Origin of the sequence: Sphaerisporangium sp. NPDC049003 (assembly GCF_043197795.1) — a bacterium.
Lineage (GTDB): Bacteria > Actinomycetota > Actinomycetes > Streptosporangiales > Streptosporangiaceae > Sphaerisporangium.
Genome location: NZ_JBICTU010000010.1, coordinates 64,911 through 91,648, shown reverse-complemented (window position 1 = coordinate 91,648; position 26,738 = coordinate 64,911). Strand labels below are relative to the sequence as shown.

The window sequence follows — 26,738 nt, the reverse complement described above, 5'->3', positions numbered from 1 at the left end:
GAGGTGAGGGAGACGGCCGTTACTCCGGTGCAGGTGACGGGCACGGTGCTGACGACGCGTCGTGTCGACGCGTATCACGCGCTGACCGTGGTGGCGCCCGGCATCGCCGAGCGCTTCCGTCCCGGCCACTTCGTCTCCGTGGCCGTCGGCGGGCCGCACACCTCCATGCCGACGCGCCGGGTCTTCTCCGTGCACGACGTCAAGCCCGACTACGGCGGCACGGTGGAGCTCGTCTTCGCCGTGCGCGGCCGGGGCACCGCGTGGCTCGCCGAGCGCAAGGCCAGGGACAGCCTCGACCTGGTCGGCCCGCTCGGCCGCCCGTTCCCCGTGCCGCGCGACCCGTGCGCGTGCGTGCTCGTCGGCGGTGAGTACGGCTCGGCGTCGCTGTTCGCCCTGGCCGACACGCTGCAGCAGCGCGGGTGCCGGGTCGACTTCGTGCTCGGGGCCGCCTCGGCCGACCGGGTGTTCGGCGCGCTGCGCGCCCGGCGCATGGGCGAGACCACGACGCTCACCACCGAGGACGGCTCGCTCGGCCTGCGCGGCCGCGTCACCGACGCCCTGCCCTCGGTGATCGCCGACGCGCGCGCCGACGTGGTCTACGCGTGCGGCCCTATGGCGATGCTGCGCGGCGTGACCGCCGTCGCCGTCGAGTTCGACATCCCGGTCCAGGTCTCCGTCGAGGAGTCGATGGCGTGCGGGTACGGCGTCTGCATGACGTGCGTGCTTCCTGTCATGGGCGACGACGGCGTCACCCGCATGGTGCGATCCTGCGTGGAGGGGCCGGTGTTCCGCGGCGAGCGGGTGCGGTTCGAGGACATCGGCACCATCCCGTTCGACGCCCTGGGAGCGCCTGGGGGACGAGCACAGGAGGGAGGTGTTCACACCCGAAATGTCAGTTGACATGCGGACGTACCTCGCGCACGTCGAACTGGCCAACCCGATCACCACGGCCGCCGGGTGCGCCGCCTCCGGCGCCGAGCTCTCCCAGTTCTTCGACCTCGCCCGCCTCGGCGCCGTCGTGACCCAGTCGATCACCATGGCGCCCAGGGCCGGGCGGCCCACCCCCCGGATGGCCGAGACTCCCTCGGGCATGCTGAACGCCGTGGGGCTCCAGGGGCCGGGCGTGGACGCCTTCCTCGAACACGAGCTGCCCCGCCTGGTCGAGCGAGGGGGGCGCGCGGTGGTGTCGGTCGCCGGGGGCAGCGTCGCGGAGTACACCGCGCTCGCGCGCAGGCTGGCCGACGCGCCGGGAGTGGCCGCGATCGAGGTGAACCTGTCCTGCCCGAACGTCGAGGACCTCGGGCGGGTGTTCGCCCGCGACCCCGCCGCCTCCGCCGAGGTCGTCGCCTCGGTGCGGGCCACCATGCGCTACGACGTCCCCGTGGTGGCCAAGCTCGCCCCCGACGTGGCCGACATCGTCGCCGTGGCCCGCGCGTGCGTGGACGGCGGCGCCGACGCGCTCGCCATGATCAACTCGCCCCTCGGCATGAGCATCGACGTCGACACCATGCGCCCCTCGCTCGCCGCCGGCACCGGCGGGCTCTCGGGGCCCGCCATCAGGCCGCTCGCCGTGCGCTGCCTGTGGCAGGTGCACGCCGCGCTGCCCGGCGTCCCCATCGTCGGCATGGGCGGCGTCATGACCGGGCGCGACGCCCTGGAACTGATCCTCGCGGGCGCCTGCGTCGTCTCGGTGGGCACCGCGCTGTTCAACGACCCCTACGCCTGCCTGCGGATCCTGCGGGAGCTCGAAGACCTGCTCAAGGAGCGGGGCTTCGAGCGCCTGGCCGACGCCGTCGGGCTGGCCCACCGACCACCCGGGGCCGGGCCCCGGCACCGAATCGACCTGGAGGAGAGCTCTCTGTGACGTCCGCACCCATCGCCGTCGCCCTGGACGCACCCGATCTGGAGACGGCGGCCCGCTGGGCGGCCCTGGTCACTCCGCACGTGAGCACCGTGAAGGTCGGCCTCGAACTCTACCTGCGCTACGGCCCCGATGTGATCGCTTCGGTGAGGGGGGCCACCGGCATCCAGGTCTTCCTCGATCTCAAGCTCCACGACATCCCGAACACCGTCGCGGGAGCGGCCCGTGCCGTGGCCCGGCTCAAGCCCGCCATCCTGACCGTCCACGCGGCCGGAGGGCGCGCCATGATCCAGGCCGCGGTGGAATCGGCCCCGAACGCCGTCATCGCCGCCGTGACGGCCCTCACGTCGCTCTCAGAGGCCGATCTGGAGCGCATCGGTGTGAGGGGACCCGCCGGGGACGCCGTGCGCCGTCTGGCCGTGGAGGCCGTCGGCGCGGGCGCCCAGGCCCTCGTGTGCTCGCCGCGCGAGGTCGCCGCGGTGCGCGCGGAGGTCGGGCCCGGCATCACGCTGATCACCCCGGGGGTCCGGCCCGCCGGTTCGGACACCCAGGATCAGGCAAGAGTAGCGACTCCCGAGCAGGCTATCGCCGACGGGGCCGATCTACTCGTGATCGGCCGCCCGATCACCGGATCGGCCGACCCGGGAGCCGCCGCCGCGGGCATCGCCGCGGCCATCCGCCGCGTCCTTTCGGGCTGAATGCGAAGTTCATCCCTTCGCGTTCCGCGGGCCTCCCGCGGCTCCTCCGGGGCCGCGCGGGGGCCCGCGCCGCGTCCGGGGGACTAGCCCGGGTGGCCCCGCGCGCCGCCGCGGTGACTAGCCCGTGAGGGGCCTGTACAGGCGCATTTTGTCGACGCACTGCGATATCTCGAACACGAAGAGTAGTGAAATGGATTTTGTGAGGGGAGAAACTGGTCTTGACGTTGCTTGAAGGCCGAAGACCAGCTAGTTTCCCCTCCCGTCCGAGTACATCGACAGAAATTCGAGGTGACCCGGCGTGGCTCTTCCTCCCCTGACCCCCGAGCAGCGCGCCGCAGCCCTGGAGAAGGCTGCCAAGGCCCGCAAGGAGCGTGCCGAGGTCAAGAACCGGCTGAAGCACGGCGCGGTTTCTCTGGCTGAGGTGCTCAAGGATGGTCAGACCGACGACGTCATCGGCAAGATGAAGGTGTCGGCGCTTTTGGAGTCGCTCCCCGGCGTGGGCAAGGTCCGCGCCAAGCAGCTCATGGAGCGGCTCGGTATCGCCGAGTCCCGTCGCGTACGGGGCCTCGGCGCGAACCAGCGCGCAGCTCTGGAGCGCGAGTTCGGCGGCGCCGAGAGCTGATCTCGGTCCGTACGAACAAGATCAACGGGGGTGTGGTGTGACCGGTACGTCCTGGCCCGAAGAGGGCGGAGCCCACGAGGCGCCCGTTTTCGGGGGGTCTGGGGCCCGTGGCGGTGACTCCATGCCTCCATCCGGGAGTCCGGAGGCGACCGTGGTCTCCTCCGGACCGACGGGAAACCGCCTCACGGTCCTCTCCGGGCCGTCGGGCGTGGGCAAGTCCACGGTCGTCGCCGAGCTTCGGCGGTCCCACCCAGAGGTGTGGCTGTCGGTCTCGGTGACCACCAGGACGCCCCGTCCGGGCGAGACGCACGGTGTCGAGTACTATTTCGTCACCGGCGACGAGTTCGACCGCATGATCGCCGATGGCGAGCTGCTCGAATGGGCCGAGTTCGCCGGCAACCGGTATGGGACGCCCCGCGTGCCCGTGGAGCGGAAGCTCGCCCATGGCGTGCCGACGCTGCTGGAGATCGACCTGCAGGGCGCCCGGCAGGTGCGTGAGACCATGCCCGAGGCTCTGCTCGTCTTCCTGGCCCCGCCGAGCTGGGAAGAGCTGGAGAGCCGCCTGCGTGGTCGCGGCACCGAGCCCGAGGACGTCATCGAGCGCCGTCTCGCCGCGGGCCGCGTCGAGCTGGCCTCCGAGAAGGAGTTCGATCTCACGCTCGTCAACACGGCCGTCAAGGAAGTGTGCGGCCGGCTGATAGCCTTGATGAAGTGAAGATCGGCCTGGCCTGTGCGAGTCGGCCCTGCCGATTCCCCTTGGTATCCTTCGAGGCCAAGACCCAAGACTCGCCATCCGACTGAGAGGCCGACGACGTGGCAGGCACTGCCCCGGTTGCCGAAGGCATCACCAACCCGCCGATCGACCAGCTGCTTGAGGTCGTCGACAGCAAGTACAGCCTGGTCATCATGGGCGCGAAGCGGGCGCGCCAGATCAACGCCTACTACTCCCAGCTGGGCGAGGGCCTCCTTGAGTACGTCGGTCCCCTCGTGGAGACCCACGCGCAGGAGAAGCCCCTGTCCATCGCGCTGCGCGAGGTCTCCGAAGGTCTGCTCACCTCCGAGCCGATCGAGGGCTGACCGGCCCCCTTCCTGCGGACGACGTGATGGCGAGCCAGGTCCGCGCGAGGCCGGGAGTCGTCCTCGGCGTCGGCGCGGGCATCGCCGCTTACAAGGCCTGCGAGCTGCTGCGGCTGTTCACCGAGTCGGGGCACGAGGTCCGGGTCGTCCCGACCCGTGACGCTCTGCGCTTCGTCGGCGAGCCCACCTGGGCCGCCCTGTCCGGCAACCCCGTGACCAGTGAGGTCTGGGAGTCCGTCCACGAGGTGCCCCACGTCCGCATCGGCCAGGGCGCCGACCTGGTCGTGGTCGCGCCCGCGACCGCCGACATCCTCGCAAAGGCCGCGCACGGCCTCGCCGGAGACCTGCTCACCAACACCCTGCTCACCGCGCGCTGTCCCGTGGTCTTCGCCCCCGCCATGCACACCGAGATGTGGGAGCACCCCGCCACCCGCGCGAACGTCGCGACGCTGCGCGAGCGGGGGTCGCTGGTCATCGACCCGGCCGTGGGCAGGCTGACCGGCGCGGACACCGGGCCCGGCCGCCTTCCCGACCCCCAGCAGATCTTCGAGGTCTGCCGCCGCGTGCTGGCCGGGCGCGAGCGCGACCTCGCCGGCCGCCGCGTCGTGGTCTCGGCCGGGGGCACGCGCGAGGCGATCGACCCGGTCCGCTTCATCGGCAACCGCTCCTCGGGCCTCCAGGGGTACGCCCTGGCCCGCACGGCCGTGGCGCGCGGCGCCGAGGTCACCCTGGTCGCGGCCAACGTCGCGCTGCCCGACCCCGCCGGGGTCACGATGGTGCGCGTGGAGTCCACGCTCGACCTGCGCGCCGCCGTCCTCGCGGCCGCCGAGGGCGCCGACGCGGTGGTCATGGCGGCGGCCGTCGCCGACTTCCGGCCCGCCGCCCGGAGCGACTCGAAGATCAAGAAGACGTCCGGCGAGCCCGAGCCCATCCATCTCACGAAAAATCCCGACATCCTTGCCGAGCTGTGCGACCGGCGGAGGGAGGGGCGGAAGCCCGCTCCCGAAGTGATCGCCGGATTCGCCGCCGAGACCGACGACGTGCTCGCCAACGGCCGGGCCAAACTCGCCCGAAAGGGCTGTGACCTGCTCGTCGTCAACCAGGTGGGCGAGCGGCTCGCCTTCGGCACGCCCGACAACGCCGCGGTGATCCTGGTGGCCGGCGCGGAGTCCGTGGAGGTCCCGCGCGGCCCGAAGGAAGCCCTGGCCGACACCGTCTGGGACCTGGTCGCCGCGCGGCTGGCCTGAGCGGGCCGACAGCGGCCTCGGGGCGCTTGCTGGGAGGCGCCAACCGGCGGATACTCCAGGAGCAGGCCGCAGTGAGAGGGCTGAGACTATGCCGGTGACCGCCGCCATCAGAGGACGCTGCCGCGCTCTGCTGTCCCCCGGCGAGAGCGTCCACTACGTCTTTCCCGTCACGCTGGTCGGTTCGAGCGGCGTGGCCAACTACATGATCGTGGTTTCCGACCGGTCCATCACCGTGCTGGCCACGAAGGTGTTCAGCCGGTACGAGCCCGCCGCCGTGTGGGCGACCTACCCCCGGCGGACTCGCCTCGGCCCGCTGAGCTTCGGCGCCGGGCCCACGATCGAATTGGGTGGTACGGTTTTCGAGGTCGACGATGAGTACGTCGCTGTCGTCGGGGCCGCGGACGCCGAGGCGTTCTCCCCGGACGACCTGCCGAGGGATCCGCTTCCCGATCTCTAGGCCGTCGGCCACGACCATCTGACAAGGCGGTTGAGCGACGCCGCTTAAGGTGAGGCTAGACTCGGCGGAGCGCTTTGGCCGTCTCACGCCAAGCCCACGACGTCAGCAGCCGCTGCATGAGGAGCCACTGAGTTGTCCCGCCGCCTGTTCACTTCCGAGTCGGTTACCGAGGGCCACCCCGACAAGATCGCCGACCAGATCAGTGACGCCATCCTCGACGCCATGCTCAAGGACGATTCCACGAGCCGTGTCGCGGTCGAGACGATGATCACCACCGGTCAGGTGCACGTCGCCGGTGAGGTGACGACCGACACCTACATCGACATCCCAGGCGTCATCCGCGAGAAGATCCTTGAGATCGGCTACGACGCCTCCCACAAGGGCTTCGACGGCGCCTCGTGTGGCGTGTCGGTGTCCATCGGCGCGCAGTCGCCCGACATCGCCCAGGGCGTCGACGACGCCTACGAGCACCGCGAGGGCGAGGGCGCCGACGAGCTCGACCGCCAGGGCGCCGGTGACCAGGGCCTGATGTTCGGGTACGCCTGCCGCGAGACCCCCGAGCTGATGCCGCTTCCGATCACGCTGGCGCACCGCATGGCCCGCCGCCTGTCGGAGGTCCGCAAGAACGGCACGGTCCCCTACCTGCGTCCCGACGGCAAGACCCAGGTCACCATCGAGTACGACGGTGACCGCCCGGTCCGCCTCGACACCGTCGTGGTCTCGACCCAGCACGCCCCTGAGATCGACCTCAAGGAGATGCTGGCCCCCGACATCCGCGAGCACGTGGTCGAGCCGGTGCTCGCCGACCTCGACATCGACATCGAGGGCTACCGGCTGCTGGTCAACCCGACGGGCCGGTTCGAGATCGGCGGCCCGATGGGCGACGCGGGCCTGACCGGCCGCAAGATCATCGTGGACACCTACGGCGGCATGGCCCGTCACGGTGGCGGCGCGTTCTCCGGCAAGGACCCGTCCAAGGTCGACCGCTCGGCGGCGTACGCCATGCGGTGGGTCGCCAAGAACGTCGTGGCCGCCGGGCTGGCCGACCGCGCCGAGGTGCAGGTGGCGTACGCCATCGGCAAGGCGCAGCCGGTGGGCGTGTTCGTGGAGACCTTCGGCACCGAGAAGGTCGACATCGAGAAGATCCAGCAGGCGATCCTCCAGGTCTTCGACCTGCGCCCGGCCGCGATCATCCGCGACCTCGACCTGCTTCGCCCGATCTACTCCGAGACCGCCGCTTACGGTCACTTCGGCCGCGAGGAGCCCAACTTCTCGTGGGAGCGCACCGACCGCGCGGAGCAGCTCCGTGAGGCCGCCGGCCTCTGATCCCAGGCGACGATCGCGGCCCGTGGATGTTTCCACGGGCCGCGATTTGATTCCGGCCCCATCGGTGTCGTCTGGTAGGACCTAAAGGTGACCGAAGCCAGGGGTGCGCCCGGCGCTCCCAAGGGTGCGTCCGGTGTCCCCAAGGGCGCGCTCGTGCCCGCCGAGGCGCTCCCCGTCGCCCGCGTCCTGGTCGACACCCCGCTGCCCCATCTCGACCGGCCCTTCGACTACCTCGTGCCGGAGGCCATGGACGCCTCGGCGGTTCCGGGCTGCCGGGTGCGCGTGCGCTTCGCCGGCAAGCTCGTCGACGGGTTCCTGCTGGAGCGGGCCGAGAGCAGCGAGCACGAGGGCAAGCTGCTGGGCCTGGAGCGGGTGGTGTCGCCCGAGCCGGTGCTCACGCCGCGCGTAGCGGCCCTCTGCCGTGCCGTGGCCGACCGCTACGCCGGCACCATGTCCGACGTCCTGCGCCTCGCCGTACCGCCCCGCCACGCCAAGGTGGAGGCCGAAGCGGGACGGGCCGCCGAGGAGCGGGCGCAGGTGGCCCAGGCCGGCGCGGGGGCCCAAGACGAGACCGGCGCGATGGCCCAGAACGTGACCGGTGGGGGGGCCCAAGACGAGACCGGCGTGGGAGTCCAGGGCGAGACCGGTGGGGCGGGGAGCCAGGGGCCGGCGGTGCCGGTGGGTGGCGGGTCCTGGAGTGGGTACCCCATGGGGCCGTCGTTCCTCACCGCTCTGGCCGAGGGGCGCTCCCCGAGGGCGGTGTGGAACGTTCTCCCCGGGACCGGTGGCGAAGGCCGCCCCCCGGAAGGGCCCGAGTGGCCCGAGGGAATCTCCCTGGCGGTCCTCGCCACGCTGGAAGGCGGCAGGGGAGCCGTGGTCGTGGTGCCCGACGGCAAGGACGTGGCGCTGCTCGACGCCGCCCTGCGCCGTGTCCTCGGGGAGGGCCGGCATGTGGCGCTGACCGCCGACCTCGGGCCCGCCGAGCGTTACCGCAGGTGGCTGCGGGTGCTGCGAGGGCAGGCGCGGGTGGCGGTCGGCACCAGGGCCGCGGCGTTCGCCCCCGTGCCCGACCTCGGCCTCGCGGTGGTCTGGGACGACGGCGACGACCTGCACGCCGAGCGGCTCGCGCCCTACCCTCACGCGCGCGAGATCCTCGCCCTGCGCGCCCACCAGACCGGAGCGGCCCTGCTGATCGCGGGCTATGCCCGTACGGCCGAGGCGACGCAGCTCATCGCGACGGGCTGGGCCAGGCCGATCGCTCCGTCGAGGGAGGAGCTCCGGCGGCACGCGCCCCGCGTCCGGCCGGCGGGCGACGACACCGATCTCGCCCGGGACGAGGCCGCGCGCGCGGCGCGCCTGCCGAGCGTGGCATGGGCGGCGCTCAAGCACGGCCTCGCGAGCGGCCCGGTCCTCGTCCAGGTGCCGCGCCGCGGCTACCTCCCCGCCCTCGCCTGCCAGCACTGCCGCGCCCCGGCCCGCTGCACCCAGTCCCCGTCCGCGGGACCGGGGGAGGCCGGTGGAGCCGGGGGGGCGTTGTGCGGGGGGCCGTTGGCGTTGCGAGGGGGGCATGCCGCGCCGTACTGCCGGTGGTGCGGCCGCATCGCGGGCACCTGGCGCTGCCAGGCGTGCGGGAGCAACCGGATGAGGGCCGTGGTGGTCGGCGCACGGCGCACGGCCGAGGAGCTCGGGCGCGCCTTCCCCTCCGTCCCCGTGAAGACCTCCGGGCGCGACGGCGTCCTCGCCACGGTGGGGCCGAACCCGGCCCTGGTCGTGGCCACGCCGGGAGCGGAGCCGGTGGCCGCGGGCGGCTACACGGCGGCCGTCCTGCTGGACGGCTGGGCCCTGCTGGGCCGTCCCGACCTGCGCGCGGCCGAGGAGACCCTGCGCCGCTGGATGAACGCGGCGGCGCTGCTGCGCTCTGCGGCAGAGCTGGTCGTGCTCGCCGACTCGGCGGTCCCGGCCGTGCAGGCGCTGGTGCGCTGGGACCCGGTCACCCACGCCGAGCGGGAGCTCGCCGAGCGTGCCGTGCTGGGGTTCCCGCCCGCCGTCCGCGTGGCCACGCTGACCGGCTCCGCCGCCGGGGTCAGGGAGATGGCGGCCGGCCTCACGCTTCCCGAGGGCGCGCAGGTGCTCGGCCCCGTCCCCGTCGACACACCGAGGCACGCGCCGGGCGAGCCGGAGGAACGGATCATGATCCGGGTGCCCCGGGGAGCCGGCGGCGCGCTGGCGCGGACGCTCAAGGGAGCGGAGGGCGTGAGATCCGCGCGTAAGGCTCCCGACCTGGTCCGGGTGTGTATGGATCCGATCGATCTGATCTGACCCCAGGTCGCCGATTCGCGGTGCTGAAAGTAAGCCGTTAGTTTCTCCCTGTGTCGATCGAATGGGTGAACGGGGCCATCGAGGAGATCCGGGCGTGGGGGCGCTCGAAGGATGTCGCGGTGGACGTCGACGAGGTGCGGCTCCTGTGCGACTACGCCAGCGACTACCTGGACGTCAGCGAGCTCTCCGACTTCACGCCCGGCACGTTCGAGCACCTGCTGCTCGACATCTACCCGCGCAAGGTCATCGCCCCGCCCGAGAGCGCGGCGGAGACCGTCGCGGCGGCGCGCACGCTCGTCGACTTCCTGCTCGACAGCGGCGAGATCGGCGCCAAGATGGCCACCCGCATGCGGGCGAAGATCGACGAGATCGCGCCCCAGATGCCGGCGGCCCTGGCCGACACCTCCAAGTTCGGCATGGCCAAGAGCATCTTCGGCGCGATGGGCGCCGACGCCGACGCCGACGCGCTCGGCACCGGGGCGTCCCTCTCCCTGGGTGAGGAGGCGGCCGGGACGCAGCACCTGCGGGGCGTCACGGCCGACGACGAGGGGTGCGACTGCCCCGGCTGCTCGCCGCTCCCGCCCGTACGGCTCGCGCCGCCCGGGGAGGTCGCGCGCGCGGCCCGCGAGACCGGCCTGCTCCGGGACGCCCACCTGGTGGTGGCCTGGATGGTGGAGGGCGGCCACACGCCGACGGTCAAGGGGGCCCTGCGCGTCAGGGACGCGGCGCGCGTCACCCGGGAGCTCGGCGTCGCCTCTCCCTCCCTCGCCTGGGAGCTGGCGGTCGCCCTGGAGCTGGCGGAGGTCTCCCGCGCGGGGGTGACGGCGGCGCCGGGCTTCCGGCCGCCGGCCTCCCGCGACGACGGCGAGGTGCTGGAGCTCTGGGCGGGCACCGTGGCGTTCCTCACCGGCGGCCCGGCGGCGGAGGTCACCGGTTCCGTCCAGGTCGACCGGGAGCTCTACGCGATCCACGAGCTGCTCTACCGGCTGCGGGCGCCCATGGCCGTCCTGGCGGTGCGCGAGCACCTCGACGAGACCTGGGCGGACGACCGCCCCGGGGAGGCCCCCGGCGAGCTGGAAGCGGCGCTCGACGTCCTCGGCCGCTGCGGCACGGTCGAGCGCGCGGGGGAGGCCGTCCGGCTGACCCCGCACGGACTGTGGGGGCTGCGCGAGATGTACTCCCGCATGGGCCTCGCCGCGCCCGTCGCCCCCGACCCCGCCGAGGGAGACGCCGAGGGCCTCGTGGCGGGCCTGCTGGCGGGCGTGTCCGCCGAGCAGGCCGAGCGGGACATAGACGGGTGGCTGGAGCGGCGCTCCCCGGCCGAGGCGGCGCGGGAGCTGTTCGCCGCCGTGAAAGGGGGGACGGCGGTCGCGCGCGGGGTCGCCGTCACGGTCGTCGACGGGCTCGGGCCCGAGGCGGCCCCGGCCGTACGGCCGTTCCTGGACGACCCGGAGCTGCGCCCGCACGTCGTCCACTGGCTGGCCTCCCACGGCCTGAGCGCGCCCGTCCTGACGCCCGAGGAGGTCCTGTGGGTCAGCGTCGACATGCTGGCCCTGGCCATGCCGGGCGCCGAGGACGACCCTGAGGAGTTCGCAGGGAGCCTCGCCGCCGCGGGGCCTCCGGCCCATGTCATCGAGGAGATGTGGCGGGTCGAGCACCCCGACGTCGCCGAGGTGCTCGACCTCCTCGGCCGCCACCTGCCCGATCGCAACCTCGCCAAGGCCGCACGCAAGGCGGCGTTCAAGGCGCGCTCCCGTGGCATTCACTGAGTGGTCTCGGTCAACGTCCGCAGTCCGTCATCGGCTGTGGCTGGTGTGGAGTAAGTTGCCTGAATGGCCAACAGCGGGAACGGCGGCATCTTCGATCTTGGAGAGCTGCGCAACCTCATCGACGAGCTGGGAAGCGTGTCCGGCGAGGAGCGTGAGGCGCTGCTCGCCGAGATGGCGGGCGGCGACGAAGATTGCGACTGCGGCGAGTGCGAGAGCGAGGTGCTGAGCTTCCCGCCCGTCGAGATCGCGTCCTCTGCCGAGCTCGCCGAGGCGGTCCTTTCCGTGCCGCTCGTGAGAGACGCCCGGCTGCTCGCCGCGTGGACCGGCACCCGTGAGGTGACGGGCGAGGGGCTGCTGCTCGCCGCCGACGCCCGCGAGGCCGCGGCGGAGCTCGGCGTCGGCGACGACCGGTTGCGCCTGGCCTGGATCGTCGCCGTCAACACCGGCCTGCTCCGCGTCGTCCGCACCGGCGTCTCCGCCGGGCCCGGCCTGCCTTCCGACCTGATGGAGTTCTGGGACGGTGTGGTCATGGACGTGCTCGACCGCACCGAGGAGGGGCTCACGGGTTCGGCGGTGGCCGACGAGCACCTCACCGAGATGCTCGCCACGATCTACGCCACCAGCGACGGCATCACCTACGCCGCCCTGGTCGAGGGCATGCTCCAGGCCCACGAGATCGGCTGCGAGGCGCGTGCCCCCGAGATGCGGCGGCTGCGCGAGAAGCTTCCCGCCGAGCTCGACGTGGCCCTCGACCTCCTGCGCTACTGCGGGCTCTTCGAGCGCACGGCCGACAGCGTCCGCCTGACCCCGCTCGGCGTGTGGGCCGTGCGGCAAGATCTGCTGCGCGAGGGCCACGACGCGCCGCTGCTGTCGGAGATCGCCGGGTTCGCCGAGCTCAGCGCCGCCGAGTTGGTCGACGCGATGCTGTCGGGCGAGGCGCCGTCGAGCGCCCCGATGCTCTGGGTCGAGCGCCGCGTTCCCGAGGACGCCGCCCGTGAGCTGATCAAGGTCGCGGCGTCCGGCACCGCCGGGCAGCGCGGCGTGATCGGCACGGTCCTTGAGGAGATGGGGCCGGAGGCCGAGCCCGCGATGCGCGAGGCGCTGGCCGAGCCCTCGATGTGGCGGCACGCGGCCGTCTGGCTCGGTGTGCGCGACCTGGACGCTCCCGCCCTCACCGAGGACGACGGCACCTGGCTCGCGGTCGACACGCTGGCGACGCTGCTGCACATCCCCGACGCCCACGAGGCGATGGGCGAGTTCGAGGCGCTGGAGGCCGGAGACGAGCTGCTGCGCCTGGTGGAGGACATGAGCCGCAGCGGCCACCCCGACGCCATCGCCGTCCTTGAGCTGCTCGGCGCCCACCACCCGGACCCCGCGGTGGCCAAGGCGTCACGCAAGGCGGCCATGAAGGCACGGTCCCGCTGATCACGGCCGGGCGTGGCCGTGGGCGGGCGGGGCGTCGCTCCGGGCCTACGGCGGGCGGGGCATGGCTGCGGGCCCGCGGCGCGTGGCGGGCCCGACCGCAAACGCCGCGTTCCCGGCGAGCCATAAACTAGGGGGACCTTCAATTCGTGATGTGAACGGAGTTGTCCGTGGCAATTCAGTCGATCCGCCTGTTCGGCGATCCGGTGCTGCGCACCCCCGCGGAGCCGGTCAGGGATTTCGACAAGGAGCTGCGCAAGCTCGTCAAGGACCTCACCGACACCATGATGGACGCGCCGGGGGCGGGGCTCGCCGCGCCCCAGATCGGCGTGGGCCTGCGTGTCTTCACCTACTACGTCGACGACACGCTCGGCCATCTGATCAACCCCACCCTCGATCTGTCGGACGAGAAGGACGAGGAGGGCGAGGAGGGCTGCCTGTCCTTCCCGGGCCTCGCCTTCCCGACGCCGCGCGCGATCCGCGCCGTGGCCAAGGGGCTCGACATGCACGGTGAGCCCGTCACGATCGAGGGCACCGACCTGCTGGCCCGGTGCGTGCAGCACGAGACCGACCACCTCGACGGCGTGCTGTTCATCGACCGCATGGACCCCAAGCAGCGCAAGCTGGCGATGAAGGCGATCCGCGAGGCCGAGTGGAGCGGCCTTTCGGCTCCCGCGGTCAAGTTCTCGCCGCACGCCACTCAAGGGAAGGCCCTCTAGCACCGTGCGCCTCGTCTTCGCCGGAACCCCGGAAACCGCCCTGCCGTCGCTCCGGGCGCTGCTCGACTCGCCCCGGCACGAGGTGGTGGCCGTGGTGACCCGGCCGGACGCCCAGTCGGGGCGGGGCCGCAAGGTCCACTCCAGCCCCGTGGCGGAGCTGGCCGAGTCCGCCGGGGTCGAGGTGCTCAGGCCGGCCAAGGCGGGTGACCCGCAGTTCCTCGACAGGCTCAGGCAGATCGAGCCCGACTGCTGCCCGGTGGTCGCCTACGGCGCGCTGCTGCCTCAGGCGGCGCTCGACATCCCGCGCCACGGCTGGATCAACCTGCACTTCTCGCTGCTGCCCGCGTGGCGGGGCGCCGCTCCCGTGCAGCACGCCGTGCTGCACGGCGACCCCATCACCGGGGCCGCGACGTTCCAGATCGTCAAGGAGCTCGACGCCGGGCCCGTCTACGGCGTCGTGACCGAGGAGATCAGGCCCACCGACACCAGCGGCGAGCTGCTGGCCCGCCTCGCCGAGTCGGGCGCCGGGCTGCTCGCGGCGACGCTCGACGGCGTGCAGGACGGCAAGCTGGACGCCCGCCCGCAGCCCGCCGACGGCATCAGCTACGCCCACAAGATCGACGTGGTCGACGCCCGGGTCGACTGGACGGCGCCCGCGATGCGCGTCGACCGGCTCGTCCGAGCCTGCACGCCCGCTCCGGGCGCCTGGGCCGAGTTCCGCGGCGGGCGGCTCAAGCTCGGCCCCGTCCGGCCGGTGCAGGACGCCACGGCGCTGGTCCCCGGCGTGGGGACGCTCGCGCCCGGCGAGATCGCCGTCGCCAAGAACACCGTCCTGGTGGGCACCGCGAGCCACCCGGTGCTGCTCGGCGAGGTCCAGCCGCAGGGCAAGCGCCAGATGACGGCCGGCGAGTGGGCACGCGGTGCCCGCGTCGAGGCCGGCGACCGGCTCGGCTGACCCGGACATGGGCGGACGCGAAGCTGGTGGGGATCGGGCAGACCGGTCGGACATGACTACGGGGGAAATGTGACGCCGGGGGACAGACAGGCGGGCCGGTCGAAGAACGGGGGCCGTGCCCACGGGAAGCGGCCGAAGCCGGTGCGCGACGAGGCGCGCAACGTCGCCTACGATCTCCTGCGGGCCGTCGACGAGCGCGACGCCTACGCCAACCTGCTGATGCCCACGCTGCTGCGCGAGCGCGGCCTGGCCGGGCGGGACGCCGCGCTGGCGACCGAGCTGGCCTACGGCACCCTGCGCGGCCTCGGCACCTACGACGAGATCATCGCGGCGTGCAGCGACCGGCCCCCCGAGGAGATCGACCCTCCGCTGCTCGACGCCATCCGCATCGGCGTCCACCAGCTCCTGAAGACCCGGGTGCCCCCGCACGCCGCCGTCAGCGCGACCGTCGACCTCGTACGGCTGCGCATCGGCGTGGGCGCCTCCAAGTTCGCCAACGCGATCCTGCGCAAGGTCGCCACCAGGGACTTCCACCAGTGGCTGCCCATCGTGGCCCCGAGCTTCGAGGACGACCCGATCGGCCATCTCGCCGTCGCCCACAGCCACCCCCGGTGGATCACCTCGGCGCTCCGTGACGCCGTGGGGGGCGACGCCGAGGAGACCGCCGCGCTGCTCGCCGCCGACAACGAGCGTCCGGGGGTGACCCTGGTCGCCTGGCCGGGGCGCAGCACGGTCGGCGAGCTGGTCGACGGGGGCGCCGTCCCCGCGCGCTACTCGCCGTACGCGGCCTATCTGCCCGAGGGCGACCCGGCCTCGATCGAGGCGGTGTCGCAGGGCCGCGCGGCCGTCCAGGACGAGGCCAGCCAGCTTGTGGCCCTGGCCCTGACGCGGGTGCCGGTGGAGGGTTCCGACCGCCTGTGGCTCGACATGTGCGCCGGCCCGGGGGGCAAGGCGGGGCTGCTCGACGCGCTCGCCATCCAGGACGGGCGCCACCTGCTGGCCTCCGACCAGCGGTTCCACCGCGCCAGGCTGGTGTGGAAGGCGACGCGCAGGGCCGGGGTCGTCACCGCCGACGGCACCGAGCCCGCCTGGCGGGCCTCGGCGTTCGACCGGGTGCTGGTGGACGCGCCGTGTACGGGTCTCGGCGCTCTGCGCCGTCGTCCCGAGGCGCGCTGGCGGCGCTCCCCCGAGAGCGTGCCGGAGCTGGCCGCGCTCCAGCGCCGCCTGCTCGGCTCGGCCCTGGACGCCGCCCGGCCGGGCGGCGTCGTGGCCTACGTCACCTGCTCGCCGCACCTGGCCGAGACCCAGGCCGTGGTCGGCGACGTGGCGAAACGCCGCAGCGACGTGGAGATCCTCGACGCCCCCGCGTTCCTGGACGAGGTCGACCATCTCGGCGACGGGCCGTACGCCCAGTTCTGGCCGCACCACCACGGCACCGACGCGATGTTCCTGGCCCTGCTCCGCAAGGGGTCCTGACCGGCGCTCCTCGCCGGGGCGGTGGCGAGCAGTGATGATCGTACAAAGTGGAAGGGGCGACATGTCATATCCGGAGCCGACGTACTTCGCCGCCGAGGGCGAAGTCAGCGCGACGTACCGGCGTGCCGGGCACGCGGCCGAGCTGACCATCGGCCAGGGCGGCACGGAGGTCAGCTACCTGGCCACCGGCGCGACGACGAACGGCCAGTTCGGCCTGTACCGGTGGGACATGGGCCCGAAGCCCAGCGGGCCGAGCGCCCACTTCCACCGCACGATGTCGGAGTCGTTCTACGTCCTGTCCGGGACGATCCGCCTCTACAACGGCGACACGTGGATCGAGGCGACCCCGGGCGACTTCCTGCACGTGCCGGAGGGCGGTGTCCACGCGTTCCGCAACGAGTCGGGTGAGCCCGCGTCGATGCTGCTGCACTTCGCTCCGGGCGCGCCGCGCGAGGCCTACTTCGAGGAGCTCGCCGAGATCGCCGCCACCGGCCGCGGCCTGACCCCCGAAGAGTGGACCGACCTCTACCTACGCCACGACCAGTACATGGTCTGACCCGGGTGGCGACGGGGACGAGGCCCGCGAGATCCCCGTGCCCCGCCGCCTGGTCATCCGGCAGAGCACCGCCGGAGGACGTGACCGGGCGCGGACGTCCTAGACTGCGGCATCATGGCCGTACAGATTTCACCAAGCATCCTCACCGCCGACTTCGCCCGACTGGCGGACGTGGCCGCCAAGGTCGCGGGCGTGGCCGACTGGCTGCACGTCGACGTGATGGACAACCACTTCGTGCCCAACCTCACCATCGGGCTGCCGGTGGTCGAGTCGCTGCTCAAGGCGACCGACCTGCCGCTCGACTGCCACTTGATGATCGAGGACCCTGACCGCTGGGCCCCCGCCTACGCCGAGGCGGGGGCGGGCAGCGTCACGATCCACGCCGAGGCCGCCAAGGCCCCGGTGCGGACCCTGCGCCAGATCAGGTCCGCCGGCGCGAGGGCGGGGTTCGCCCTGAACCCGGGCACGGCGGTCCAGGACTACGAGGACCTGCTCAGCGAGATCGACATGCTCCTGGTGATGACCGTCGAGCCCGGGTTCGGCGGGCAGTCCTTTCTCGACATCATGCTCCCGAAGATCCGCAAGGCGCACGAGCTGATCGGCAAGCACGGCGGCGAGATCTGGCTCCAGGTGGACGGCGGGGTCTCGGCCAAGACCATCGAGCGCTGCGCCGAGGCCGGCGCCGACGTGTTCGTCGCCGGCAACGCGGTCTACGGCTCCGACGACCCGGCGAGGGCCGTACAGGACCTCCGCGCCCAGGCCGAGCGCGCGCTCTAGCGCCGGACCGCCTGCCTTCGCCGCGTCTCCCTTTCCCCTCGCCGCGATGCGGTGGGGATCCAAGCCAGGGCGGGGAGAGCCCCTGGGTTCTCCCCGCCCTGATGCGCACCGGCCCGAGCCCTGCCGTGAGCGGGGCCCGGGCCGGTGGGCCTAGCCGCGCAGTCGTGCGATCAGGGCTTCCGCGTCGCGGACGAGCACGTCGCGTACATCCGGGTCGGTCACCTTCTGCGGGTCACGGGCGAACTCCGTGAACTGGTCCAGCTTCTTGATCGCCTTGGCGGGCGCGTCCTTGCCCGCCTGCTTCTCGGCCTCCTTGAGTTGCGCCGCGAGCGAGCCGCTGTGCACCTTTCCCGCCGCACTGAAGGCGTCAAGGAGAGCGCCGAGGTCGGTGAAGGAGGTCGTGACCTCGAACGTGACGGTCTGCTTGGTGGTCTGCCCTGCCTTGTCCTTCGCTGTGACGGTCAGCGTGTGCCGGCCGAGCGCCAGTTTCCACAGGGCGAGCGGCTGCCCGGAGACGACCGCCTTGTCGTCGATCGTCGCCGTCACGCTCGCCACGCCCGAGGTCGCGTCGGACGCCGAGAAGACGGGCGTGACCGAGGCCGAGTCGCCGTACTGCCTGGCCTCCACCCCGCTCACCGACAGCGCCGGGGCGGTCTTGTCGATCCGCACCGTGATGGTGCCGACCTGCGAGACGTTGCCGCCGTTGTCGGTCGCCCGGTAGCGCACCTCGGTCGTGCCCTCGGTGCTCAGGGTGACCGGGTTGTTGGCGTTCGACCAGGTCGTGCCGCCGTTGAGCGAATACTGACGGCTCGACACCGTGCCGTTGTCGGTGGCGGTGACCGTCAGCGTGACGTTGCCGGTGTACCAGCCGTTCTCGCCGCCGGGCTGGGCCGGGTTGAGCGTCGCCGAGACCGTCGGCGGCGTCTTGTCGGCGGCGCCGTCGCCCACGAAGGTGAACGCGTCGACGTCGACGCCGCCCGTCGAGGTGACGTACAGCTTGCCGCTGCCCGTGGGGGCGTTCGGCAGCCCGGTGGTGACCGTCTGCCAGCCCGTCCCCGCGGGCACCGTGACGGTCGCGAACGGCGCGGCCGCCGGGGAGTTCCAGCGCAGCGACAGCGTGCCCGCGCCGGAGGCCTGCGTCTTCACCGACGTGATGCCGGCGAGGTTCACCGGGTCATAGGCGATCCAGTCCCCGGCGTCGAACGAGGTGATCTTGCTCAGCCCGGACGCGGTCTCGTCCGGGGTCCTGGTGACGCCGCTGAGGGCGTCGGCGTGCTCGGCCTGCATGAGCTTGGGGTTGAGGATGAGCGTCGTGTCGCCGAGCGCGCCGGGGATGCCGTTGGCGCCGTTGTCCCGGTAGCTCACCACGACGACGCCGAAGATGTTCTCGGTCACGCCGTGGTCGGGCGCGTCCGCGGGCGTGGCCCACGCGCCCGTACAGCCGGTGCCGGTGGTGATCGGGTGGGCGTGGGTGTCGTGGCCGAGGCCGAACGTCCACTGCACCCTGCCGCAGACGGGGCTGTTCCCGTCCTCCTCGTCGGTGACCTCCACGCGGAACGGCACGGCGTTGCCCCAGTCGATGAACGCGCCGTCGCCGGGAGTGGCGATGGTCACCTTCGGCGCGGTGTTGCCCACGCTGATCTCGATGGTGGTCAGCCCGAACTTGCCCTGCGCGTCGGTCACCCGCAGCCGGGCGATGTACTGGCCGAGCTTGTCGTAGGTGTGCGAGGCGGTGACGCCCGTGGCGTCGAAGGAGCCGTTGCCGTCGAAGTCCCACTCGTAGGTCAGCTGGCCCGGCTCGGTGTCGGTGGACGCCGCGCCGCTGAACCCGACGGTGAGGGGAGCGGTGCTGCTGGACCGCTTGTCGACGGCGATCTTCGCCTGGGGCGACTTGTTCCCCGGCGTGTAGTCGATGCGGTACAGGCCCGCCTCGGGGTTCTCGCGGAAGAAGCCGTTGCCGTAGTCGAGCACGTACAGCGAGCCGTCGGGGCCGAACTCGATGTCCATCGGGCTGTCGGTGATGGGCATCGCCATCTTCTTCAGCTCGCTGTTCGGCAGGAACTGCTCGATCGCGGTGACCGGCCCGTCCGAGCCCGTCACGGTGAACGCGGCCAGGTAGTCCTGCGAGAACTCCGCGAAGAAGAACTTCTTGTCCCAGTACTGCGGGAACTTGGTGGGCGAGGGGTTGTCCGCGTCGTAGTGGTAGACCGGGCCGCCCATCGGGCCCTGGCCGTTCTGCTGCAGGTCGAAGTCGGTGAGCCCGGCCCACTCGGCGGGCTGGTGGGTGTTGTTGTCGCCGTAGTACAGGTCCGCCGGCGTCGCGGGCGGCAGCTTGTCCAGGCCGGAGTTCCACCGGGAGGTGTTCGACGGCCCTGCCGCGCAGTCGAACCACTCACGCGGCGTGGCGGTGGCGAAGTTCCAGTTGTTGTAGTTGAAGTTGTCGCCCGTGCAGTACGGCCAGCCGGCGTTCACCGGCTTGGTGATGGGGGTGACGTTCCACTCCACGTACCCCATCGGGCCGCGGGCCGCGTCCGGAGCGCCGGCGTCGGGGCCGTAGTCGCCCCAGGAGACCGTGCCGGTGCCGGGGTCGACGTCCATGCGGAACGGGTTCCGCACGCCCGTCACGAAGATCTCCGGACGGGTCTTCGCGGTCCCCACCGGGAACAGGTTGCCGGCGGGGATCGTGTACGAGCCGTCGGCCCCCACCTTGATCCGGAGGATCTTGCCCCGCAGGTCGTTGCTGTTGCCCGCGCCGCGCCGCGAGTCGAAGCCGGGGTTCATGCCCGGGGCGTCGTTGTTGGGCGCGAAACCGTTGGCCCCGGGGGCGCTCGCCGGGGTGTTGTCACCGGTCGCGAGGTAGAGGTTGCCGTCGTCGTCCCAGTCGAAGTCGCCGGCGACGTGGCAGCACTGCCCGCGCTGCGTCTCGACCTTGATGATGACCTGCTCGGTGGTCAGGTCCAGGGCGTCACCGGTCCACTTGAACCGGGAGAGCTGGTTGTAGCCCTTCCACTGGTTCCAGTACGTCTCGTCGGCGCCGGCGGGCACGGCGTTCGGCGAGGCGCCGGTGGGGGTGGTCTCCGGGTAAGGCGCCGTCATGGTCTTCGGCGCGTAGTAGACGTAGACCCACTTGTTGTCGGCGAAGTCCGGGTCGATCCCGATCGTCTGGAGACCGTCCTCGGAGTTGTTGTAGACCGGGATGGTATTAATGATCTTGGTGATGCCGGTGGCGGGATCGGTCAGCCGGATGTCGCCGGTGCGCGCGGTGTGCAGCACGCGCCTGTCGGGCAGCACCGCCATGTCGATCGGCTCGCCGACGCTCTTGCTGAGGGTGATCTTCTCGTAGCTGGACCACTCGGTCGCGGGGTCGTGCCCCGGGTGCGCGTAGGCGGGGACGGCGCCGGGCGCCGTCAGCGACAGTGCCATGGCGGCCACGACACCGCCGAGCAGGGTACGGGTAAGCTTCAACAGCTGCGCCTCTTCTTCTGGGGGGGCTCAGATAGAGGGCGGGCCGCCACGCGTGCCGCTGCAAGGAGCACGTGGCGGTCCGCCGGGGACCGTCGGGGTTCGCTACCCCCGCAGCGCGGCCATGTTGTCGTAGCTCACCTCGGCGTACTGCAGTGACTGCCCCGGGTTGGCCGTGCCGCCGGGGGCGTTGTCCTGCTCGTACATCGGGTTGTGGGATCCCTTGGCGCCCACGCCCCTGAAGAAGGCGGCGTAGTCGATGTCACCGGTGCCGAAGGGCACCATGTCGTAGCCGTTGCCGGTCGCCGGGTTGGACCTGCCGTCCTTGGCGTGGAACAGCGGGAAGCGCTTGGTGTTCGGCCTGACCACCGACAGCGGGTCGAAGATGTCGGTCTGGACCGAGCCGTCGGGCGCGGTGAACGTACGGTGCTTGTACTGGGCCACGTGCGCCCAGAAGATGTCCATCTCCAGGTGGACGGCCTTGGGGTCGCTGATCTGGAGGAAGTACTCCAGCCTGCGGATGCCCGACGAGCGGGTGGGCCGGCCCTGCGCGTCGAGCGGGCCGCTGTCGAGCAGGAAGCTGTACGCCACGTCGTGGTTGTGAGTGTAGAGCTTGAGCCCGGCGTCGCGGGCGATCGAGCCGAGCGCGTTCCACTTGGCGGCGGCGATGTCCCAGTCGGCCTTGTAGGCGCTGCCCGTGGGGTCGTTGCCCGTCCCCACGTGGTCCATGCCGAGGATGTTGGCGATCTCCAGGTGCTGCTTGAAGCGGTCCAGGTCGGGCTGGGTGAACGGCCACGAGCCCGGGATGTAGCCGTGGTTGCCCTGCGCTTTGAGGCCGTTGTCGTCCAGCCACCCACGCAGCAGTCGGGCGCCGGCGACGCTCTCCAGGTTCGCGCCCCCCTCGGAGTTGGCGTGCTGGGTGTAGCCCGCGAACTCGACCTGCGCGTAGCCGATCCGCCCGAGCTCCTCGAAGACCTTGCGGAAGCCGGAGGCCAGGGGGGTCGAGTTCGGGTCGCGCGAGATCGCGTCCCGGACGGTGTACAGGATGATGCCGCGCCTGGGCGGCGGGATGAGGACGCCGTTCGGGCCGGCGGCCGCGCGGGCCGCGGACCCGAGCCCGCCGACCGCGGTGACGGCGGCCACCGCGGTGACCCCGGTCGTGGCCGCCAGGAACTGACGCCGGTTGAGCCCCAGACCGCGGCGCAGCGCGCCGCCCACCTGGATCTCCTCTTCGTGTGCACTCATTGCGTTGTACTCCCGCCTTGCGCGTGGGTGGTGAAGAACGTGCTGGTCCCCGATGCCGTGGCAGAGCTGGTGGCCGGCTCCTTTCCGTTCCGGACGCAGCGACTCCCTCGGCACTTGTGGCCCCGGTGTGCTGCCGGTCGATGCCGCCGCTCGGCTCACTCCAGCCCCTTGTTACTGTGCGAAGAACTTGGCGTGGAAGTTACGCGGCTTTTGCCGGTTTTGGAAGAAGTTTCGTCATCTCAATTTGGACTTTTCCTCACAGCTGGACAAAGTCCCTGCTTAGACCGGTTTGTCCCTGGTGACCGGATGTGTCGAGGCGAGGCGCGGTGGACCCTCCGGCCGGCCGGGCGGCTCCAGTGTGGACCCTTGCCAGTGGCGGATGTCCTACCTAGGATCCGAAATGTCGCAGTAATGCGCTGTATCACCGCGATGATGGAGATCTGCCGTGCGCCTTGTCGATGGCCGACCGGCCGTGGACCCGCGGCTAGGCGTGCGCGGCGAACACGTGGTCGCTGATCAGGCGGGTCGCCCCGAGGACGCCCGCGGTGTCCCCCAGCTCGGACAGCACGATGGGGAGGTTCCCCGTGGCCAGGGGCAGAGACCGCTGGTAGACGACGCTGCGGACCTGGGCGAGCAGCACGTGGCCGAGCCCGGCCACCCCGCCCGCGATGATCACCAGGCCGGGGTTGAAGAAGCTCACCAGGCTCGCGAGCACCCTGCCGACCCGCCGGCCCCCGTCACGGACCATGCTCAGCGCCATCGCGTCGCCCGCGACGGCCCCCGCCCCGACGTCCTCCGCCGTGAGCGCGCCCCTCTCGGCGAGCAGCGCGGTGAGGAACGCGGAACGGCCGGACCGCCCCGCCGCGAGGGCGTCCCTGGCCAGGGCGGCGCCTCCGAAGTAGGCCTCCAGGCAGCCGGTGTTGCCGCAGGCGCACATGGGGCCGTGGTCGTCGACCTGGATGTGCCCGATGTCGCCCGCGCTGCCGGTCACCCCGTGGTAGATCTGGCCGTCGACCACGATGCCGCACCCGATGCCGGTCCCGATCTTCACGAGGAGGAAGTCGTCCACCGACCTGGCGAGCCCGGCGTGCAGCTCGCCGAGCGCCATGATGTTCACGTCGTTGTCGACGAGCACGGGACAGCCGAGCTCCTCGCTCATCGCCTCCCGCACCGGGTAGCGGTCCCAGCCGGGCATGATCGGGGGCGCCACCGGCACGCCCTCGGGGAAGCTGACCGGACCCGGCAGGCCGACGCCTGTGCCGTGGATCTCGCCGGCGATGCCCCTGGCCCGCAGCTTGTCCAGCAGCTCCCGGGCCTGGGCGAGGACGGCGGCCGGGCCCTCGCGGATGTCCGCCGGGGCGGACAGGTGCCCGAGCACCTCCAGCTCGCCGTTGGTCACCGCCACGTCGATCGACGTGGCGCCGATGTCGATGCCGGCGAACCGCAGGTCCGACGCGATGCGCACGATGCCGGAGCGCCGGCCGCCACGGGAGGCCGCCAGCCCGGCGGGCTCCACGAGCCCGAGATCGGCGAGCCGGTCGAGCTCCACGGCCAGCTTCGACCGGGAGAGCCGGACGACGTCGCCGAGCTCGGCGCGCGAGCGTGGGCCCTCTCCGCGCAGGAGCAGGAGGAGCCGCGACTGATGGATGTTTTCGGGGCGAGCTGTCATTCGCCGGACGCGCCCTCCAGGTCGGGGACTGCGCGAGTGAGGATGGCTACCTACGCGGGCACCGCGCGAAGTTCTGCCGCATAGTACCCCTTCTTCCTCTCACTGGACAAAGTCCGGTCAGACCAGGCCTCCGGTGGCGAGGATGTTCTGCCCGGTCACCCAGCGGCCGTCGGGACCGGCGAGGAACGCCACGACGTCGGCCACGTCCGAGGGCTGCCCGACGCGGCGGAGCGGGGTGATCGCGGAGACCATGCGCAGCCGGTCGGCCGGATTGGTGGCCCGCAGCAGGTCGGTGTCGGTGGCGCCGGGGGAGACGGTGTTCACGGTGACGCCGCGCGGGCCGAGCTCCTGCGCCGCGACGGCGGTGAGCTGCTCAAGCGCCCCCTTGCTGGCGGCGTACGGCGCGATGCCGGGCGCCGGGCGGGCGGTGTTGAGGGTGGAGATGTTGACGATGCGGCCCCCGTCGCGCAGGTGCCTCGCGGCGTACCGGATGATGACGAAGGCCGACCTCGCGTTGACCGTCATGACGCGGTCGAACAGCTCGTCGCCGGTCTCGGCGATGGGGGCCGGGGTGAAGGTCGCGGCGGCGTTGTTGACGACGATGTCGAGGGCTCCGAGAAGCTCGGCGGCCCTCTCCATCACCCGCTCGGCGGATCCTGGCTCGCCCAGGTCGGCCTGGATCCCGTGGGCCGCGCCGTCCTCGGCCTTCACCGTCTCCTCGACCTCCGCCGCGGCCCCGGCGTTGCTCGCGTACGTGAACACGACCTCGGCGCCGTCGCGGGCGAGCCGTTCCACGATCGCCCTGCCGATGCCCCGGGACCCTCCGGTGACGACGGCCATCTTCCCCTGAAGCGCTGCCACTGCTGCCTCCACCCTCGTTCGCCTGTCACGGGCCTGGCTCGAACCTATGGCGTCGCGACGATCAGTGCCAGGGGAGGAGGCGGACGCGGTCAGGCGAGCGCCGGGTCCAGGACGATCTCCTTCTCGCCGTGGGTGGTGGGCTCCTCGGGGAAGTGGCAGGCGGTGAGGTGACCCTCGCGGTTGCCGCCGATCTGGATCAGCGGCGGCTCCTCGGCCGCGCACTTCTCCTTGGCCTTCCAGCACCGCGTGCGGAACCGGCAGCCGGACGGCGGGTCGATCGGCGAGGGCACGTCCCCGGCCAGGCGGATCCGCTCGGTCGCGACGCCCTCCTCGGGCACCGCCACCTCGGGCACGGCGGACAGCAGCGCGTGGGTGTAGGGGTGGCGGGGCCGCTCGTAGATCGAATCCCGGTCGCCGACCTCGACGATCTTGCCGAGGTACATCACGGCCACGCGCTGGGAGACGTGCCGTACCACCGCGAGGTCGTGGGCGATGAACAGGAACGCGATGCCGAGGTCGCGCTGGAGCTGCTGCAGGAGGTTGACCACCTGGGCCTGGATGGACACGTCCAGCGCGGACACCGGCTCGTCGGCCACGATGAGCTTGGGAGACAGGGCCAGCGCGCGGGCGACGCCGATGCGCTGCCGCTGTCCTCCGGAGAACTCGTGGGGGAACCGGTTGTAGTGCTCGGGGTTGAGGCCGACGATCTCCAGCAGCTCCTGGACGCGCTTCTGCCGCCCGCCTTCGGGCTGGATCCCGTTGACCTCCATGGGCCCGCTGATGATCGTGCCCACGGTGTGACGCGGGTTCAGCGACGAGTACGGGTCCTGGAAGATCATCTGGATCTCGGAGCGGATCGGCTTCAGCTCGCGGCGGCTGGCGTGGCTGATGTCGTTGCCACGGTAGCGGATCGTGCCGGCCGTCGGTTCGAGCAGCCGGGCGACCAGGCGGCCGGTGGTGGACTTGCCGCAACCCGACTCGCCCACCAGGCCGAGGGCCTCGCCGGCCCCCACGGTCAGGTCGATGCCGTCCACGGCGTGCACGCGCCCGACCTGGCGCTTGAAGACCATCCCGCCCATGACGGGGAAGTGCTTGGTCAGGCCGGACAGCTCCAGCAGAGTCTCGGTCACAGTCGTTCCTTGATGGTGCCGTCGAAGATTTCCCGCTTCTGCGCGAGCGTCAGGTAGCAGGCGTCCCTGTGTCCCTCCGCCGGGGACAGCTCGGGCCGCTCGCGGGCGCACAGATCGGAACCGACCACCTGGCGGTAGTCGCACCGGGGGTGGAAGGGACAGCCCGGAGGGGGGTTGAGCAGGCTGGGCGGCGTGCCGCGCACGGGCAGCAGCGGAAGGTCCACGTTGGAGTTCAGCTTCGGCATCGAGCCGAGCAGGCCCCAGGTGTAGGGATGGTGCGGCTCGCGCAGCACCTGCTGGACGCTGCCCTGCTCGACCGACCGCCCCGCGTACATCACCAGCACGTTGTGCGCGGTCTTGGCCACCACGCCGAGATCGTGGGTGATCAGGATGATGGAGGTGCCGAAGTCCTGCTGGAGGTCATTGAGCAGGTCGAGGATCTGCGCCTGCACGGTGACGTCCAGGGCGGTCGTCGGCTCGTCGGCGATGAGCAGGTCCGGGTCGCACACCAGCGACATGGCGATCATGACGCGCTGGCGCATGCCGCCGGAGAACTGGTGGGGGTAGTCGTCCACCCGGGTCTTGGCGTGGGGGATGCCCACCCGCTCCAGCATCTCGACGGCCCGTGCCCGGGCGTCCTTCTTGCTGGCGCCCTTGTGCTTGCGGTAGACCTCGGAGATCTGCCGGCCGACCGTGTGGTACGGCGACAGCGAGGTCAGCGGGTCCTGGAAGATCATGGCGACCCGGTTGCCGCGGAGCTTCTCCATCGTGGCGCGGTCGGCGCCGATGAGCTCCTGGTCCTCCAGCCAGATCTCCCCGCCCATCTTGGTGTGGGCCGGGTCGTGCAGGCCGAGGATCGCCAGGTTGGAGACCGACTTGCCCGACCCGGACTCGCCCACGATGCCGAGGGTGGTGCCCTTCTCCAGGTCGAACGAGAGGCCGTCCACCGCGTGGACGACGCCGTCCTCGGTGCTGAACTCCACCGAAAGGTCGCGGACCGACAGGAACGGCCCGGGACCACGCGGTGCAACGGGCTCGCGGTCCCAGGTGACGGTGGTCACTTGCTGCTCCTCGGAGTCGTACGTGTGCG

At 72.0% G+C, this 26,738-nt stretch carries 23 protein-coding genes; 17 read left to right on the top strand and 6 right to left on the bottom strand.

The genetic code is table 11. From position 1 onward, the window contains the following. The first annotated feature begins 3 nt into the window (after nucleotides 1-3). From ACGFIV_RS13340 to rpe, 17 genes are all read left to right on the top strand, one after another. Nucleotides 4-900 (top strand): dihydroorotate dehydrogenase electron transfer subunit, encoded by an 897-nt coding sequence (locus ACGFIV_RS13340; RefSeq protein WP_358554114.1) that lies wholly within the window; start codon nucleotides 4-6, stop codon nucleotides 898-900. After that, nucleotides 890-1,864 (top strand): dihydroorotate dehydrogenase, encoded by a 975-nt coding sequence (locus tag ACGFIV_RS13335; RefSeq protein ID WP_392834636.1) that lies wholly within the window; start codon nucleotides 890-892, stop codon nucleotides 1,862-1,864. Before ACGFIV_RS13340 ends, ACGFIV_RS13335 begins: the two co-directional genes overlap by 11 nt. Next, nucleotides 1,861-2,559, top strand: a complete 699-nt coding sequence (pyrF, locus tag ACGFIV_RS13330) for an orotidine-5'-phosphate decarboxylase (protein ID WP_358554120.1) — start codon at nucleotides 1,861-1,863, stop codon at nucleotides 2,557-2,559. Before ACGFIV_RS13335 ends, pyrF begins: the two co-directional genes overlap by 4 nt. 298 nt (nucleotides 2,560-2,857) lie before the next feature. After that, on the top strand, nucleotides 2,858-3,181 hold the full coding sequence (gene mihF, locus ACGFIV_RS13325) for an integration host factor, actinobacterial type (RefSeq protein ID WP_114031276.1): 324 nt from the start codon (nucleotides 2,858-2,860) through the stop codon (nucleotides 3,179-3,181). A 121-nt stretch (nucleotides 3,182-3,302) separates the two neighbouring features. After that, a complete protein-coding gene (gene gmk, locus ACGFIV_RS13320) occupies nucleotides 3,303-3,896 on the top strand; it encodes a guanylate kinase (protein ID WP_358554122.1) in 594 nt (197 codons plus the stop codon). Nucleotides 3,897-3,994: 98 nt separating this feature from the next. Next, nucleotides 3,995-4,258, top strand: coding sequence for a DNA-directed RNA polymerase subunit omega (rpoZ, locus tag ACGFIV_RS13315; RefSeq protein ID WP_203982740.1), 264 nt, complete (start codon nucleotides 3,995-3,997; stop codon nucleotides 4,256-4,258). Nucleotides 4,259-4,284: 26 nt separating this feature from the next. Next, nucleotides 4,285-5,505, top strand: coding sequence for a bifunctional phosphopantothenoylcysteine decarboxylase/phosphopantothenate--cysteine ligase CoaBC (gene coaBC / locus ACGFIV_RS13310; RefSeq protein WP_392834629.1), 1,221 nt, complete (start codon nucleotides 4,285-4,287; stop codon nucleotides 5,503-5,505). A gap of 88 nt (nucleotides 5,506-5,593) precedes the next feature. After that, entirely contained in the window at nucleotides 5,594-5,962 is a 369-nt protein-coding gene (locus tag ACGFIV_RS13305) for a hypothetical protein (RefSeq protein WP_392834626.1), read from the top strand. A 132-nt stretch (nucleotides 5,963-6,094) separates the two neighbouring features. Then, a complete protein-coding gene (metK, locus tag ACGFIV_RS13300; protein ID WP_392834623.1) occupies nucleotides 6,095-7,288 on the top strand; it encodes a methionine adenosyltransferase in 1,194 nt (397 codons plus the stop codon). Between the two features lie 87 nt (nucleotides 7,289-7,375). Further along, the gene (locus ACGFIV_RS13295) at nucleotides 7,376-9,607 is read left to right on the top strand and encodes a primosomal protein N' (RefSeq protein ID WP_392834620.1); all 2,232 of its coding nucleotides are present in this window, start codon (nucleotides 7,376-7,378) and stop codon (nucleotides 9,605-9,607) included. Nucleotides 9,608-9,657: 50 nt separating this feature from the next. Next, nucleotides 9,658-11,376, top strand: coding sequence for a hypothetical protein (locus ACGFIV_RS13290; protein ID WP_358557585.1), 1,719 nt, complete (start codon nucleotides 9,658-9,660; stop codon nucleotides 11,374-11,376). Nucleotides 11,377-11,439: 63 nt separating this feature from the next. After that, on the top strand, nucleotides 11,440-12,801 hold the full coding sequence (locus ACGFIV_RS13285) for a hypothetical protein (RefSeq protein WP_358557588.1): 1,362 nt from the start codon (nucleotides 11,440-11,442) through the stop codon (nucleotides 12,799-12,801). A gap of 167 nt (nucleotides 12,802-12,968) precedes the next feature. Further along, the gene (gene def / locus ACGFIV_RS13280) at nucleotides 12,969-13,517 is read left to right on the top strand and encodes a peptide deformylase (RefSeq protein WP_358557591.1); all 549 of its coding nucleotides are present in this window, start codon (nucleotides 12,969-12,971) and stop codon (nucleotides 13,515-13,517) included. A gap of 4 nt (nucleotides 13,518-13,521) precedes the next feature. Next, entirely contained in the window at nucleotides 13,522-14,472 is a 951-nt protein-coding gene (gene fmt, locus ACGFIV_RS13275; protein WP_358557594.1) for a methionyl-tRNA formyltransferase, read from the top strand. Nucleotides 14,473-14,541: 69 nt separating this feature from the next. Next, nucleotides 14,542-15,948 (top strand): RsmB/NOP family class I SAM-dependent RNA methyltransferase, encoded by a 1,407-nt coding sequence (locus tag ACGFIV_RS13270; protein ID WP_392834614.1) that lies wholly within the window; start codon nucleotides 14,542-14,544, stop codon nucleotides 15,946-15,948. Nucleotides 15,949-16,009: 61 nt separating this feature from the next. Beyond that, nucleotides 16,010-16,504 (top strand): cupin domain-containing protein, encoded by a 495-nt coding sequence (locus tag ACGFIV_RS13265; RefSeq protein ID WP_358557597.1) that lies wholly within the window; start codon nucleotides 16,010-16,012, stop codon nucleotides 16,502-16,504. Nucleotides 16,505-16,618: 114 nt separating this feature from the next. Beyond that, complete coding sequence (gene rpe, locus ACGFIV_RS13260) at nucleotides 16,619-17,281, top strand: ribulose-phosphate 3-epimerase (RefSeq protein WP_358557599.1); 663 nt, start codon at nucleotides 16,619-16,621, stop codon at nucleotides 17,279-17,281. Between the two features lie 150 nt (nucleotides 17,282-17,431). Here the strand turns inward: rpe and ACGFIV_RS13255 are convergent, their stop codons facing one another. From ACGFIV_RS13255 to ACGFIV_RS13230, 6 genes are all read right to left on the bottom strand, one after another. Next, entirely contained in the window at nucleotides 17,432-20,746 is a 3,315-nt protein-coding gene (locus ACGFIV_RS13255) for a PQQ-dependent sugar dehydrogenase (RefSeq protein WP_358557602.1), read from the bottom strand. Nucleotides 20,747-20,848: 102 nt separating this feature from the next. Continuing rightward, nucleotides 20,849-21,988, bottom strand: a complete 1,140-nt coding sequence (locus ACGFIV_RS13250; protein WP_358557605.1) for a TIM barrel protein — start codon at nucleotides 21,986-21,988, stop codon at nucleotides 20,849-20,851. Between the two features lie 484 nt (nucleotides 21,989-22,472). Further along, nucleotides 22,473-23,657 carry an ROK family protein gene (locus ACGFIV_RS13245; RefSeq protein ID WP_358557608.1) on the bottom strand — a complete coding sequence of 395 codons (1,185 nt, stop codon included), beginning with the start codon at nucleotides 23,655-23,657 and terminating at the stop codon, nucleotides 22,473-22,475. A gap of 117 nt (nucleotides 23,658-23,774) precedes the next feature. Next, nucleotides 23,775-24,518 carry an SDR family oxidoreductase gene (locus ACGFIV_RS13240; RefSeq protein ID WP_358557610.1) on the bottom strand — a complete coding sequence of 248 codons (744 nt, stop codon included), beginning with the start codon at nucleotides 24,516-24,518 and terminating at the stop codon, nucleotides 23,775-23,777. A gap of 89 nt (nucleotides 24,519-24,607) precedes the next feature. Continuing rightward, a complete protein-coding gene (locus ACGFIV_RS13235; RefSeq protein WP_358557613.1) occupies nucleotides 24,608-25,648 on the bottom strand; it encodes a dipeptide ABC transporter ATP-binding protein in 1,041 nt (346 codons plus the stop codon). Then, the gene (locus ACGFIV_RS13230; RefSeq protein ID WP_358557616.1) at nucleotides 25,645-26,709 is read right to left on the bottom strand and encodes an ABC transporter ATP-binding protein; all 1,065 of its coding nucleotides are present in this window, start codon (nucleotides 26,707-26,709) and stop codon (nucleotides 25,645-25,647) included. The genes ACGFIV_RS13235 and ACGFIV_RS13230 overlap by 4 nt, the downstream gene beginning before the upstream one ends. Nucleotides 26,710-26,738 lie beyond the last annotated feature (29 nt).

Excerpts from the sequence above, each read along its gene's own strand:
- ACGFIV_RS13265 (WP_358557597.1), top strand. The coding sequence starts at position 16,010 with ATGTCATATCCGGAGCCGACGTACTTCGCCGCCGAGGGCGAAGTCAGC.
- ACGFIV_RS13285 (WP_358557588.1), top strand. The coding sequence starts at position 11,440 with ATGGCCAACAGCGGGAACGGCGGCATCTTCGATCTTGGAGAGCTGCGC.
- ACGFIV_RS13245 (WP_358557608.1), bottom strand. The coding sequence starts at position 23,657 with ATGACAGCTCGCCCCGAAAACATCCATCAGTCGCGGCTCCTCCTGCTC.
- ACGFIV_RS13250 (WP_358557605.1), bottom strand. The coding sequence starts at position 21,988 with ATGAGTGCACACGAAGAGGAGATCCAGGTGGGCGGCGCGCTGCGCCGC.
- gmk (WP_358554122.1), top strand. The coding sequence starts at position 3,303 with ATGCCTCCATCCGGGAGTCCGGAGGCGACCGTGGTCTCCTCCGGACCG.
- ACGFIV_RS13305 (WP_392834626.1), top strand. The coding sequence starts at position 5,594 with ATGCCGGTGACCGCCGCCATCAGAGGACGCTGCCGCGCTCTGCTGTCC.
- ACGFIV_RS13335 (WP_392834636.1), top strand. The coding sequence starts at position 890 with ATGTCAGTTGACATGCGGACGTACCTCGCGCACGTCGAACTGGCCAAC.
- rpe (WP_358557599.1), top strand. The coding sequence starts at position 16,619 with ATGGCCGTACAGATTTCACCAAGCATCCTCACCGCCGACTTCGCCCGA.
- coaBC (WP_392834629.1), top strand. The coding sequence starts at position 4,285 with ATGGCGAGCCAGGTCCGCGCGAGGCCGGGAGTCGTCCTCGGCGTCGGC.